Genomic DNA, 12448 nt, shown 5'->3' on the forward strand with positions numbered 1-12448 from the left:
GAGTGCGATATCGAACGAGATGCGTGCGCTCGCCGAACGCGCACGCGACAGGAAGCTGAAGCCGGACGAGTACCAGGGTGGCGTCAGCGCCATCTCCAATCTCGGCATGTATGGCGTGCGGGATTTCGCAGCCATCATCAACCCGCCGCAATCCACCATCCTCGCAGTCGGCGCGGCGCAGCGCCGCCCGGTCGAGACCGAAGATGGCGGCGTGCGCTTCGAGAGCCAGATGACGGTGACGCTGTCCTGCGATCACCGCGTCGTCGACGGCGCGCTCGGTGCACAATTGCTGGCCGCGCTGAAGGGCTATCTCGAACAGCCCGTTACGATGCTGGTGTAGCTTTATCTGGTGTGATGCCGTGGAACAGATCGCCTTTCTCACGTTCGCGATAGTGCTGCTGGTCGCGGTGATTTCTCCGGGGCCCGCGATCGCGGCGCTGGTCGCGCGCATCCTGGCGCGCGGCACCGGCGGCATCGGGGCCTTCTGTGCGGGCCTCGTGCTGGGCGACCTGATCTGGCTGTCCTGCGCCATGTTCGGCCTCGCGGCGCTCGCAACGCTGTTCCAGCCGGTCTTCCTGATCGTGAAATATGTCGGCGCGGCCTATCTGCTGTTCCTCGCCTGGAAGCTGTGGCGCGATTCCGGCGTGCCGGTTCAGGCCGAGCCCGTGCGCGGGCAGGGGCGGCAATTGTTCGGCGCGGCGCTGCTGCTATCGCTCGGCAATCCGAAAATCATGCTGTTCTATCTCGCGCTGATGCCGACCGTGATCGACCTCACGCGGCTCACGCCGCTGGACATGGTCGAACTTGCAGCGATCGTGGCGGTGGTGGTCAGCATTGTGCTTGCGGGTTACGTGCTTCTGGCCGCGCATGCGCGGCGCATGTTCACCTCGCCGCGTGCGGTGCAGATGGTCAACCGCACGGCCGGTCTCGCGATGGCGGGTGCGGCCGCAACCATCGTCGTGCGGAACTGAACTGTCAGGGCAAGCGCAACAGGACCGGTATCAGGCCTGTTTCCTGCAGATGCTCGAAGAATTCGGCCAGCGGTACCGCCAGCAGGAAGACCAGCGCGTCCGCGAAGGTCATCAATACGCGCGGCGGCCGGATCGTCAGCGTCGGCTCGTCGTGCCACAATGACGGTTTCGGCAGAAAGCGGGGGACGCGTGCGAGATAGTCGCGATACGCCTGCCCATAGCGGGCATCCAGAACCTGCTCCTCCTGGCGTACCACGACGTAGAACACCAGCCAGGCCAGCACTGCGCAGATTAAACCAAGCATGACGCTGCCGACCTGCATGCCGACACCCGCGGCTCCCAGGAATGAAAAGAAGTAAAGCGGATTGCGCATGACCGAATAGGGTCCGGTCTGCACGAATTCCTCGATCTTGCGACCACCGATATAAAGCGATGACCAGGTCCGTCCGAGAATGCACACGACGATCAGCACGATCCCCATCCACTCGATCATCTCATGCACGGTATCTCCGGCCGGATGCACGGACGTCGTTGCTGCAAAGACGAGTACGCCGAGGGCGACGCAGGCATAGAGGACGATCTTGCGGATCGTCTGAACGGTATGAATTTTCATGAAGTCGGAAATGCGATGAGGCCGGATCGATGCTGTCGATTTGCGAAAGCGCAGTTCGCTAGTATAGGTGAATTGCGGCCGAAACCGGCCGCTGTTTTGACGTGGGTCAAGTGTACGGAGAGATCGCAATGGCGGTGGACAAGCCCGAGATTTTGCTGATTGGACAGCCCAAGCCGGTCATCGTTGGAGGCCTTGAGCCGTTTGCGGCTGTCCACAAGCTCGCCGAGGCCAAGGATCAGGACGCGTTCATCGCCGATGTCGCCCCGCGTATCCGCGGCATCGCGGTCGCCTACACCGCTAACAAGATTGACGGCGCCTTTCTGTCGCGCTTTCCGAAGATCGAGATCGTGTCGAGTTTCGGTGTCGGCTATGACCACGTCGACGCCAAATGGGCGGGCGGGCACGGCATCGTCGTGACCAATACGCCCGATGTGCTGAACGAGGAGGTTGCCGATACCGCGCTCGGGCTCCTGCTCTGCACCGTGCGCGAATTTCCGCAAGCCGAACGCTACCTTCGCGCAGGGAAATGGCCGCAAGGCGGCTACCGGCTCACGCCCGCGACGTTGCGCGACCGTACAGTCGGCATGGTCGGGATGGGACGCATCGGCAAGGCGATCGCGCGAAGGCTGGAAGCTTTCGGCGTGCCCGTGGTCTATCATTCGCGCAATCCGCAGGCTGGCGTGTCGTATAAATATTATCCGAAGCTGATCGATATGGCGCGCGACGTCGACACCCTGATGGTGATCGTGCCCGGCGGCGCTGCGACGAAAAACCTGATTGATGCGGAGGTTCTGAAGGCGCTCGGCCCGAACGGCATCCTGATCAACATGGCGCGCGGTTCGGTGGTGGACGAGCCGGCGCTGATCAAGGCGCTGAAGGAGCGCACGATCATGTCGGCAGGTCTCGACGTATTCGTCAACGAGCCGCAAGTTCCGCCGGAACTGATCGAAATGGATCACGTCGTGCTGTTTCCGCATCTTGGCTCGGGGTCGGTTGCGACTCGACGGGCCATGGATCAGCTGGTGGTCGACAATCTGAAATCCTGGTTCTCAGGCAAGGGTCCGCTAACCCCGGTCCCGGAAACGCCCTATCCGTCAAAGAAGCCGGCGTGATTTCGCCGCAAGGGCTGTGCTAGAAGGCGCCCTCGCGTTCCGTGGCGAGGGCAGCGATGCGTCGGATTCTCCTTTGTCTGTTTCTGGCTGGGGCGGCAAGCCAGGCTCATGCGCAGGCGCCCGCGCCGCAGCCCGAGCCCGCCGCGCCGCAGGCCTCGGATACCAGCAAGGGCATGACCGGTATGTGGGAATTGTCCAATTCCGACCGTGATCGCGTCTGCAACCTCACTTTCAAGCCCGAGCCGGCCCGGTCCGGTTCGCAGGTCGAGTTCGATGCTGCCTGCGGGGACGCCATTCCGCCGCTGAAGGATGTGGAAGGCTGGATTCTCGCCAACCAGACGCTGAAACTGATCGACTCGCGCGGTCGAACCGTGTTCGAATTGTCCGAGGTCGAGGTCGGAATGTTCGAAGGCGAGCGCAAGGACGAGGGACTTTACTTCCTGCAGACGGCGGCGTCGGCTGCGGTATTCGCGCCGAAGCGTTCGGTCGACGAGATCGCCGGCGAATGGGCGATGGTGAAGTCCGACAAGCCGGTCTGCTCACTGAGCCTGACGAAGACGGCCACCAGGAGCTTCGACGAATATCGCCTGTCGATCCGCCCGCCCTGCGATCCGGCGATGACGCGGCTCAGTCCGAATGTCTGGCGGCTCGACCGCGGCGAACTCGTCCTCGCCTCCCCCAACGGTCAAAGCTGGCGTTTTGAGGAACGGGAACCGAAAAAGTGGTGGCGCGTGCCGGAAGCGGGCGAACAAATCGTTCTGCAGAAGAAATAGCGGCGCGATTCCCGTCAGCCCCGACGATCTTGCGGTTGCCGAGCGGGAGCGTCAGATCAGCCGCAGTCCCTTCAGGCTGGCGTGCCCGTCCTTGCCGACGATGATGTGATCGTGCACCGAGATGCCGAGCGGCTTCGCCACTTCCACGATCGACTGCGTCATCTGGATGTCCGCGCGAGACGGCGTCGGGTCTCCGCTCGGATGGTTGTGAACGAGGATGATTGCGGTGGCTGACAATTCCAGCGCGCGTTTCACCACCTCACGCGGATAGACCGGCGTATGGTCGACCGTGCCGGTCTGCTGCACCTCGTCGGCGATCAGCTGATTGCGCTTGTCGAGGAACAGGATGCGGAACTGCTCCTTGTCGGCAAAGGCCATCGCTGTGCGGCAATAGTCGAGGACAGACGACCATGATGACAGAACGGCGCGCGCCTTCACCTGTCCTCGTGCGAGCCGGCTTGCCGCGGCCTGCACAACCTTGATTTCGATGATGGCGGAGTCCCCGAGGCCCTTGACCTCTTTCAGGCGCGTCTCTGGCGCACCAATCACTTCGGCGAAGGACCCGAAAGTCTCGATCAGCTTCTTGGCGAGCGGTTTCACGTCACGCTGGGGAATCGCACGAAACAACACCAGTTCGAGCAGTTCGTAGTCGGCGACCGCGTCCGCTCCAGCCTCGCGGAAGCGAGCCCGCAGCCGCTCGCGATGCCCGTGATAATGCGGCGTTGCGTCTTCAAGGCCGGCCGCAGACTCGCTGTCGCCCCTGGTTTTCTGTGCGCGCGCCATACACCCTCGCCTCGCCGCAAGCATGACGTGATCGCGCTCAATTGCAATGGCTGATATTCGCGGGTGCGGCGACGGCGCATCGCCGGGAGCGTTCCGCCGGCCGGCCAGGTCGTTTAGGATTGGTGGCCGCTGCGGTTGGTGTCGCGGCGGCCAAGAGAGCAATCGGGGGGGAAGCCATGTTCATGCGCGGGATTGCTGTGGCAATGCTCTTGGCCGCGGGCCTTTGTAACGCAGGCGCACAGGGGCAAGCCTCCCAGGCTGCCTCCCCTCCCGCTGCGACTGGAAACTGGGTGATTGCCTATATCGAGGTCGCCCCCGGCAGCGAAGCAAAGGCGCTTGCGGCGCTGAAGGTGCTGAAGGCGGCCAGCACCAAGGAAAAGGGCTATCTTTCGATGACCGTGCTCCAGCGCAATGGCCAGCCCAACCATTTCGCGCTGATCGAGCATTGGAAGGACAATGCGACGCGCGAGGCTCACATCAAGCAGGGCCATGTCGAGGTCGCGCGCCAGGCGCTGAAGGCGCTAGAGATCGCTCCCTATGACGAGCGGCCGCATCGTGAGCTTTCAACCGGGCAGAACAATCCCGGCGGCACGGTCTACGCGCTCACGCATGTCGATATTTTGCCGGAGTTCCGTCAGCAGGGCGAAGAGATGCTGCAGAATTTCGTTTTCGAAGGCCGACGGACGGATGGCAACACGCGGTTCGATGTGTTTACGCAGGCGTCCCGCCCCAACCATATGACCATGGTTGCGGTCTGGACCAACCTGGAGGCCTGGAAGCGCCACACCGCGTCAGCGCCGACCAAGGAGTTTCGTGCTGAGTTCCAGCCGAAAAGCGCCAGTCTGTATGACGAGCGTCTTTATCGGGCGGTCAACTGATGATCGTCGCTGTCATTGCGCGGCGGCGCGAAGCGCAGAGGCGACTGAGACTTGCGATCCAGCGCAGCGGCGCAACGGATGTTTCTGGATTGCGGGCTCGCATGCTGTGCATGCACCCGCAACGATCATGCCGGGTCAGTCCTTCGCCACGTAAGGTGGCTTGTCGAACCCCTTCGGAGACCGGGTGAAAATTTCCACCCCGCTGTCGGTTACGCCGACGGTGTGCTCGAACTGGGCCGACAGCGATCTGTCGCGGGTGACCGCCGTCCATCCGTCCGACAGCACCTTCACATGCGGACGGCCGAGATTGATCATCGGCTCGACGGTAAAGAACATGCCAGGCCGCAATACTGTGCCTTCGCCGGGGCGGCCGACATGCACGATGTTCGGTTCGTCGTGGAACAGGCGGCCGAGTCCGTGTCCGCAAAAGTCGCGCACCACGCTCATATGCTGCGCCTCGACGAAGGACTGGATCGCCGCGCCGATATCGCCGGTGGTTCCGCCCGGCTTGATTACGGCTATTCCGCGCATCATCGCGTCATAGGTGACGTCGATCAGACGCTCGGCCCTGCGCGGGATATCGCCGACCGCATACATTCGGCTCGAATCGCCATGCCAGCCATTGAGAATCAGAGTCACGTCGATGTTGACGATATCGCCTTCCTTCATCGGCTTGTCGCCGGGAATGCCGTGGCAGACCACATGGTTGATCGAGGTACAGGTCGACTTGCGATAACCGCGATACATCAGGGTCGCGGGAAGCGCCCCGTGATCCATCGCGAAGTCATGGACCAGATGGTCGATCCGTTCGGTCGGCACTCCGGGCCGCACCTCCGGCACCAGCATGTCGAGGCATTCGGCGACGAGCTGTCCGGCCTTGCGCATGCCGGCAAACGCTTCCGCCTTGTGCAATTTGATCTGTCCGGTCTTGCGCATCGGCGCAAGGGCCGCATCGACGTAATTCATGGAAATCCTCGGGAGGGCAGCCCCCGCAATGTAGGCGATCGGACCGGCGATGCAAGTTTGGAGCCGAATTGCTGCCATCCCGTCATGGCCGGGCTTGGACGGGCAGGTCGCGGACATCCATGATCTTGAAGGGAGAGTTGGGGTGCCGATTCACCAACAGATGCGGGCATGACGACGGCCAGTCAGCTACCAGGCTAGCTCGCGAATGTCCCGCCCAGGTCGTCTTCGATATGCACGCGGATGATCTCGTCGAACGAGGTCTCGGCGGTAAAGCCGAGCTCGCGGGCCCGTGTGTTTTCGAAGCGGCGCGGCCAGCCCCCCACGATCCGGATGATGAATTCGTCGGGTTCCCGGCGGATGCGGGCTGCGACACGATCGCCCGCCACGCGGCGGAGCGCTGCGATCTGCTCACCGATCGTGCAACAGACACCGGGCATGGTGATGTTGATGCGCGGGCCGAGCTGCTGCGGGGTCAGGCTTGCGGCATGAACCAGGAAGCCGGCCGCCGCTCGAGGCGATGCGTGCGTGTTGGTGACGTTGTCTCCGACCGGGAGAATCGCTTCGTGTCCGGCGAGGGGCTCGCGAATGATAGCCGAATAGAAACCGGACGCCGCGAGGTTCGGCTTGCCGGGCCTGACGGTAATGCCGCACAGCCGCACGCCGACGCCGTCGAGGAATCCGCGGCGATTGTAGTCGGCCAGAAGCGTTTCGCAGATCACCTTGTGCGCGCCATAGCTGGTCAGCGGCGCGAGGATGAAATCGTCCGGGATCGACGGTGGAAACGGGCCGCCATAGACGGCGATGGACGAGGTGTAGATCACCTTGGGCCTGTAGCCGTCGCCGGTCTTGCGGATTGCCTCCAGCAGGCCCCGGGTGCCGTCGAGATTGGCGCGGTAGCCGGCTTCAAAATCGGTTTCGGAGCCGCCGGAGGGAATCGCAGCAAGATGGAAGATCACATCCGGCCGGTCCTTCACCAGGTCTTCGGCGATGCCGGGCGCGGCAAGGTCGGCTGTCTTCAGGTGGATATTTGCGGTCAGCCCTTTCGGCGCCTGCGGCGGCACGATGTCGGTCAGCGTGAGTTTGTCGATCGACGTGCCGTTCAATCCACCGTCTCGCGCGAGGCGTTCGAGCAGCTTGCGGCCGATCATGCCGGCGGCGCCGGTAACAAGAACATGCATGCGTGACATCCGTCAGTGACAATAAGGGACGCCGTCGAGCACGGCGCAGTCGCGCTTGTGCGGCGCATTCGGATCGTCGAGCGGGACCGATCCGCGCCCTGACGGCGCGCCGACGAACACGCCCGGGCCGACGCGCACCGAGTCCTTGTGACCGATGCTAACGCTCGGATGCCTGACATTCGAGGACCGGGTGCCGTCCGGCCATATGATGGCATCGCCGGCAAGGATGCCGGTGCGGCCATCGTCGCAAGTAACCATGCTGCCGCTGCGGCTGCAATTGGCGGCACAGGCTGGGCCTGGCGCGAGTGCAAGCAGAACCGCAATCGTCACGACACGCATTGGTAGCTCCGGGACCGCTCGAGACTACATCGCGAGGCCGCCGTCGACCAGATGCGGCTGGCCGGTGATGTAGCTCGATTCATCCGACGCCAGAAACACCGCAAGCATTGCCACTTCGTGCGCGGTGCCGAGCCGGCCCATCGGCTGACGGCTGACAAAGCCCTGCCGCACCTGCTGAAGCGTCTGTCCGGTTTGCGCCGCGGCCGTCTCGATCCGTTCGCCGAGTGACGGTGACTCGATGGTGCCGGGACAAATTGCGTTGCAGCGGATTCCCTGCTGGATGAAATCGGCGGCCACCGCCTTGGTCAGCCCGATGACCGCGGCCTTGCTCGCACCATAGACATAGCGGTTCGGCAACCCGGTGACGGAGGACGCAACCGACGAGATGTTGACGATAGAGCCGCCACCCTTGTTCAGCATGGCAGGCAGGAACGCGCGGATGGTGCGATGCATCGACTTGACATTGAGGTCGAAGGAGAAATCCCAGTCGGCTTCGGTGCAGTCGAGCACCGTGCCGTGATGCACGAAGCCGGCGCAGTTCACGAGGATATCTGCGCCGCCGAATTCGCGCTCCGTATCGCGCGCCAGGTCTCCGACCGCCGAGGTCGACCGCGCGTCGAGTGGCAGCAGCCTTGCGGCGTCGAGACCTGCCAGCTTGCCGGCATCGAGATCCGTCGCGATCACCTGCGCCTGCTCTTTCACGAACGCTGCCGCAATGGCGCGGCCGATACCCTGTCCCGCGGCCGTGATCACGGCGACTTTGCCCTTGAGCCGCCCGGTCATGACATCAACCCGGATGCAGCCATGAAGGCTGCGAGCGCCACCCGTTGCCGTCCTTGAGAATCGAAATTCGCGGGCTCAAGCCAGCTCTCGAACGCGGCCTTCCGGGCCGGCCATTCGGAATCGAGAATTGAAAACCATGCGGTGTCGCGATTCTTTCCCTTGACGATCATGTGCTGCCGGAAAATCCCTTCAAACGTGAAGCCATAACGCTCGGCGGCGCGGCGCGACGCCGCGTTGCGTGCGTTGCACTTCCATTCATAGCGCCGGTATCCGAGCGTTTCAAAGGCATATCGGGCGAGAAGATATTGCGCCTCGGTTCCAAGGCGGGTGCGCTGCAAATCCGGAGCATAGGCAATATGCCCGACCTCGATCACGCCCATGTCCGGGCGGATGGCCATCAATGCGGCGAGCCCGGCCGCGCATCCATCCGGATTCACCACGGCATAGACATAGGGATCGTTGAGCAATGCGCGCTCGGAAAGCCAGGACTGGAACGCCTGCGCATCCGCAAACGGACCGTAAGGCATATAGTCCCACAATCCCGGTTCAACCTTGACCGCTTCCCAGAGCGCCGCAACGTGCCTGGCAGGATCCAGCTTTTCGACCTGGCCATATCGCCCGGTGAGCACGACCGCGGCCGGCGGAGCCGCAGCTCCGAAGGCGAGTGGCTGGGTCACGTCGCCCCCCGTCTGGCACGGTCCTCCCGGAAGAATGCGTTCAGATCGGCGGCTGGCGCCGCATCGGCGAAGCCTCCGAAGCAACCGCCGTCCGAGAGCTGACGCGCGGCGCGGATGAATCCTCCCCAGGCGGCGCGAGCAAGCGACCCGCCGACGCTGATCCGGCGCGCGCCAAGCCCGGCGATCTCCTGCACGGTGAGGTCGCTCGGCCATCCGATCAGGATGTTGACGGGCTTCGGGGCAACCGCCGTCACCACTGTCGCGATTTCTTCGCGTGTTCTGATGCCCGGCGCATAGAGGCAGTCCGCTCCGGCATCGGCAAAGGCTCTCAGGCGCCGCACCGTCTCATCCATGTCGGGCCGACCACGAATAAAGCCTTCGGTGCGCGCGGTCAGCAGCACATCGTGACCGGACCTGTCGATTGCGGCGCGCGCCGCCTTGATACGCGAAAGCGCAAGATCGAAGGGATAGAGAGGGTTTTCCTTGTCGCTCGTCGAATCCTCGATCGACAGACCCGCGACGCCGGTCGCGACGCAAAGCGATACGCTGTCGGCAACGCCTTGCGGCTCGTGAGCATATCCCCCTTCGAAATCGGCGTTGAGCGGTACGTCGCAGGTCGAGGCCAGTTCAGCGATGTGGCTGAGCATCGCGTCTCGTGGCACCGCGCCATCGGCATAGCCCGCCGCATAGGCATATCCAAGGCTCGTTGTGGCGAGCGCCTTGAAGCCGAGATGCTGCAGATAACGCGCGCTGCCGACATCCCAGGGATTGGGTATCACGAAGCAGCCGCTCTCGTGCAGCTTCCGGAAGGTGCGGCGCTTCTCGTCAGGTGTCGGCATGCTCGTATCCGGTTGTTCGCAAAGGGCGGAAAGAACCCGTATTGTCCGCCATGCGGAGCCGTTGTTAAACTGCAATCGGCGCAGCCAGTTATCCTTTCGGCGCATCGCTGACATGTCACCGCGCGCCCATGCCGCGGCTCCGGCCGTCAACGGAAGCGCTGTTCGCATCTGCAAAAAATGCGCGGATGCGCTGTAATCAGAGTTTCGGCAGGAAAGTCGCGATCTGGGGAAACACGACGATCGAAGCGATCACCGCGAACAGAATGAACCAATAAGGCATTGCGCCGCGGAAAATCTCCGCCAGTGGCACGTTGGGCTCAGGTACGGCCGCCTTGACGGTGAAGACCAGAATCCCGAAGGGCGGCGTCAGCAGGCCGGTCTCGATCGCGAGTATGCCGATGATCGCGAAGGCCAGCGGGTCGATGCCAAGCGTGGCGGCGATCGGCGCGAAGATCGGCACGGTGAGCAGAATGATCGATATCGAATCGATAAGACATCCCAGCACGAACCAGATCAGCAGCATCACGACCAGAATTCCGGTCGGGCCGAGTCCGGTATCGAGAAGGAACGTCTTCGCCGTTTCGGTGAAGCCGGTCATGGAGAGGACGCGCGAGTAGAGCTGTGCGCAGAACAGGAGCAGCAGCAGCGGCCCGGAGGTGCGGCCGACATTGAGCACCACCTGCCAGATTTCGCGCCAGGTGATACCCTTGATCAGGGCGAGGATGAGCGCGCCGACAGCGCCGACGCCAGCGCCTTCGGTCGGCGTGCAGAAGCCGAGCCAGATCGAGCCGAGCACGCCCGCGATCAGCGCCAGCACCAGCGCCGTACTGAACAGCAGCGGCCCGATCGGCGGCTCGTCGTGTTCGTGCGGCATCGGCTCGGTGGTCGCGGCGCCAAGCGGCGCCGTCTGCACCGGACGGTTCGCGCTCCCCCCTACCAGCGCCGGATTGAGGATGGCCGCCGTGACCACGTAGGCGCAAAACCCGAAAGCCAGCAACGCGCCTGGCAATACGCCGGCGAGGAACAGCTTGCCGATCGAAAGCTCGGTCAATACGCCCCAGACGATCATCAGCACCGAAGGCGGGATCAGCATGCCGAGACATGCGCTGCCGGCGATGCAGCCCAGCGCGAATTGCCGGCTATAGCCGTAACGGCGCATCTCCGGATAGGCGATCCGGGAAAAGGCCGCCGCCGCCGCGATGCTGACACCGGTAACGAAAGCAAAAATTGCGTTGGCAATGATGGTAGCGACCGCCAGCCTGCCCGGCAGCCAGCGGCTCATCCGATGCGCGAGCGTATACAGGTCGGTGGCTGCGCCGCATTTGGCGAGAAAATCGCCCATCAGCATGAACAGCGGGATCACGGCAAACACGTAGTCGCGCAGCGCTTCATAGGCGGTGTTGGCGATGAAAGTGCGAACGATCTCGATATCGCCGAGCATCAGATAGATGCCGATCGCCGCGGTGACGCCGAGCGCGATCGCGATATGGACGCCGGCGAAAACCAGCGCCAGCAGCACCACGATCACGAGAATCATTTCACTGTGACCGAACATCGCGCAATCCGCTCAGTGCGCCGAGCGCTGTGGCGGCCGCGCGCCGTCAGGACGGATCAATGCGAGAATCGCGAGCAATGCCTGCCCGAGATAGATCGCAACCACGAGCGCCGAGCCGAACATGACCACGATCCGCGCGGGCCAGACCGGCACGCGCAACGCGCCCTCGCCCTCGAATTCATTGCTGGTCCAGGCGTGCAGGGCAGGCTCGAAGCTGCCCCACACGATCAGGAGAAAGAAGCCTGCGCCGAGCAGGCCGGTAACGATATCGGCAAAGGCATAGCCGCGCCGGCCGAACATCGAGACGATCACGTCCGTGCGCAACATGCCGCCGCTCTGCACCGCATAGGCGGCAAGCAGGAAGCAGATGATCACGATCGACATCGAAACGATTTCCGGCGTGCCCTTCACCGGAGAATTGAAGGCGCCGCGCCCGATCACGTCGGCAACCACAAGAAAGCTCAGAAGGAAAATGATCGCGGCCGCGACCGCCAGCAGCGTGTGGACGATGCGGGTAACGACGTGTTCAAGCATCGTGCCTCGCCTCCTGGACGCGATCCACAGGCGCTGCGCTAGGAGCGTCGTCCTGAGGTGCCCGGCGGGAGGCAGGGCCTCCACGAATGAATGCGCACCGGCCGGGCCGCCGCCTTTCGAGGCTCGCTCGAGGAGGTCGAGCGAGCACCTCAGGCTGACGGAGAGGGGGCACGTTATGCGCCGGGCGACGCCTCACTTGATGCTGTAGCGCACCGGCCATTTGTGGCCGTGCTTTTCCGCGGCCGCGAGGGTTGCCTCCAGTACCTGCGTCGCCGGCAGGCCCTGAGCGTCCAGTTCTTTGGCCTTTTCCTTCGGCCATGCCGCGAGCGACTTCGCCCAGTCCGCCTGTACGCTGCCGGGCAGCTTGCGCACATTGGTGCCCTTCGCCTTCAGGTCTTCCAGCTGCTTCGGGTAATTTGCCAAATTCACGGTGCCGGTCATCGCCTC

At 63.4% G+C, this 12448-nt stretch carries 16 protein-coding genes; 5 read left to right on the top strand and 11 right to left on the bottom strand.

Going from position 1 to position 12448, the window contains the following annotated elements:
* The coding region (locus AB7F49_RS33535) for a 2-oxo acid dehydrogenase subunit E2 (protein WP_428530363.1) at nucleotides 1-340 on the top strand (340 nt) is incomplete at its 5' end.
* A 19-nt stretch (nucleotides 341-359) separates the two neighbouring features.
* Nucleotides 360-971: a LysE family translocator gene (locus AB7F49_RS33540; protein WP_428530365.1), complete on the top strand. Its 612-nt coding sequence runs from the start codon at nucleotides 360-362 to the stop codon at nucleotides 969-971.
* 4 nt (nucleotides 972-975) lie between these two features.
* On the opposite strand, the gene AB7F49_RS33545 is transcribed toward AB7F49_RS33540, so the two are convergent.
* Nucleotides 976-1584: a methyltransferase family protein gene (locus AB7F49_RS33545; protein WP_428530367.1), complete on the bottom strand. Its 609-nt coding sequence runs from the start codon at nucleotides 1582-1584 to the stop codon at nucleotides 976-978.
* Nucleotides 1585-1712: 128 nt separating this feature from the next.
* Here AB7F49_RS33545 and AB7F49_RS33550 point away from each other — a divergent pair, with 128 nt between their 5' ends.
* Together AB7F49_RS33550 and AB7F49_RS33555 are read left to right on the top strand one after the other, a co-directional pair.
* Nucleotides 1713-2696 carry a 2-hydroxyacid dehydrogenase gene (locus AB7F49_RS33550; protein ID WP_428530369.1) on the top strand — a complete coding sequence of 328 codons (984 nt, stop codon included), beginning with the start codon at nucleotides 1713-1715 and terminating at the stop codon, nucleotides 2694-2696.
* 56 nt (nucleotides 2697-2752) lie between these two features.
* Entirely contained in the window at nucleotides 2753-3469 is a 717-nt protein-coding gene (locus tag AB7F49_RS33555) for an AprI/Inh family metalloprotease inhibitor (protein WP_428530371.1), read from the top strand.
* A 51-nt stretch (nucleotides 3470-3520) separates the two neighbouring features.
* Here the strand turns inward: AB7F49_RS33555 and radC are convergent, their stop codons facing one another.
* The gene (gene radC, locus AB7F49_RS33560) at nucleotides 3521-4252 is read right to left on the bottom strand and encodes a RadC family protein (RefSeq protein WP_428530373.1); all 732 of its coding nucleotides are present in this window, start codon (nucleotides 4250-4252) and stop codon (nucleotides 3521-3523) included.
* 182 nt (nucleotides 4253-4434) lie between these two features.
* Between radC and AB7F49_RS33565 the strand changes: the two genes are divergently transcribed.
* A complete protein-coding gene (locus tag AB7F49_RS33565) occupies nucleotides 4435-5130 on the top strand; it encodes a putative quinol monooxygenase (protein ID WP_428530375.1) in 696 nt (231 codons plus the stop codon).
* Nucleotides 5131-5265: 135 nt separating this feature from the next.
* On the opposite strand, the gene map is transcribed toward AB7F49_RS33565, so the two are convergent.
* From map to AB7F49_RS33610, 9 genes are all read right to left on the bottom strand, one after another.
* Nucleotides 5266-6096: a type I methionyl aminopeptidase gene (map, locus tag AB7F49_RS33570; RefSeq protein WP_428530377.1), complete on the bottom strand. Its 831-nt coding sequence runs from the start codon at nucleotides 6094-6096 to the stop codon at nucleotides 5266-5268.
* A gap of 194 nt (nucleotides 6097-6290) precedes the next feature.
* Nucleotides 6291-7274: a D-erythronate dehydrogenase gene (gene denD / locus AB7F49_RS33575; RefSeq protein ID WP_428530379.1), complete on the bottom strand. Its 984-nt coding sequence runs from the start codon at nucleotides 7272-7274 to the stop codon at nucleotides 6291-6293.
* Nucleotides 7275-7286: 12 nt separating this feature from the next.
* On the bottom strand, nucleotides 7287-7613 hold the full coding sequence (locus AB7F49_RS33580; protein WP_428530381.1) for a hypothetical protein: 327 nt from the start codon (nucleotides 7611-7613) through the stop codon (nucleotides 7287-7289).
* A gap of 24 nt (nucleotides 7614-7637) precedes the next feature.
* Nucleotides 7638-8396 carry an SDR family oxidoreductase gene (locus AB7F49_RS33585; RefSeq protein WP_428530383.1) on the bottom strand — a complete coding sequence of 253 codons (759 nt, stop codon included), beginning with the start codon at nucleotides 8394-8396 and terminating at the stop codon, nucleotides 7638-7640.
* Entirely contained in the window at nucleotides 8393-9073 is a 681-nt protein-coding gene (locus AB7F49_RS33590; protein ID WP_428530385.1) for a GNAT family N-acetyltransferase, read from the bottom strand. Before AB7F49_RS33590 ends, AB7F49_RS33585 begins: the two co-directional genes overlap by 4 nt.
* Nucleotides 9070-9912, bottom strand: coding sequence for an isocitrate lyase/PEP mutase family protein (locus AB7F49_RS33595; protein ID WP_428530387.1), 843 nt, complete (start codon nucleotides 9910-9912; stop codon nucleotides 9070-9072). Before AB7F49_RS33595 ends, AB7F49_RS33590 begins: the two co-directional genes overlap by 4 nt.
* Nucleotides 9913-10108: 196 nt before the next feature.
* Entirely contained in the window at nucleotides 10109-11467 is a 1359-nt protein-coding gene (locus AB7F49_RS33600) for a TRAP transporter large permease (RefSeq protein ID WP_428530389.1), read from the bottom strand.
* A gap of 12 nt (nucleotides 11468-11479) precedes the next feature.
* Nucleotides 11480-12001, bottom strand: coding sequence for a TRAP transporter small permease subunit (locus AB7F49_RS33605; protein WP_428530391.1), 522 nt, complete (start codon nucleotides 11999-12001; stop codon nucleotides 11480-11482).
* A gap of 192 nt (nucleotides 12002-12193) precedes the next feature.
* A partial coding sequence (locus AB7F49_RS33610) for a hypothetical protein (protein WP_428530393.1) occupies nucleotides 12194-12448 on the bottom strand: 255 nt, incomplete at its 5' end.

The sequence above is a fragment of the Pseudorhodoplanes sp. genome (assembly GCF_050250235.1).
GTDB lineage: Bacteria > Pseudomonadota > Alphaproteobacteria > Rhizobiales > Xanthobacteraceae > Pseudorhodoplanes.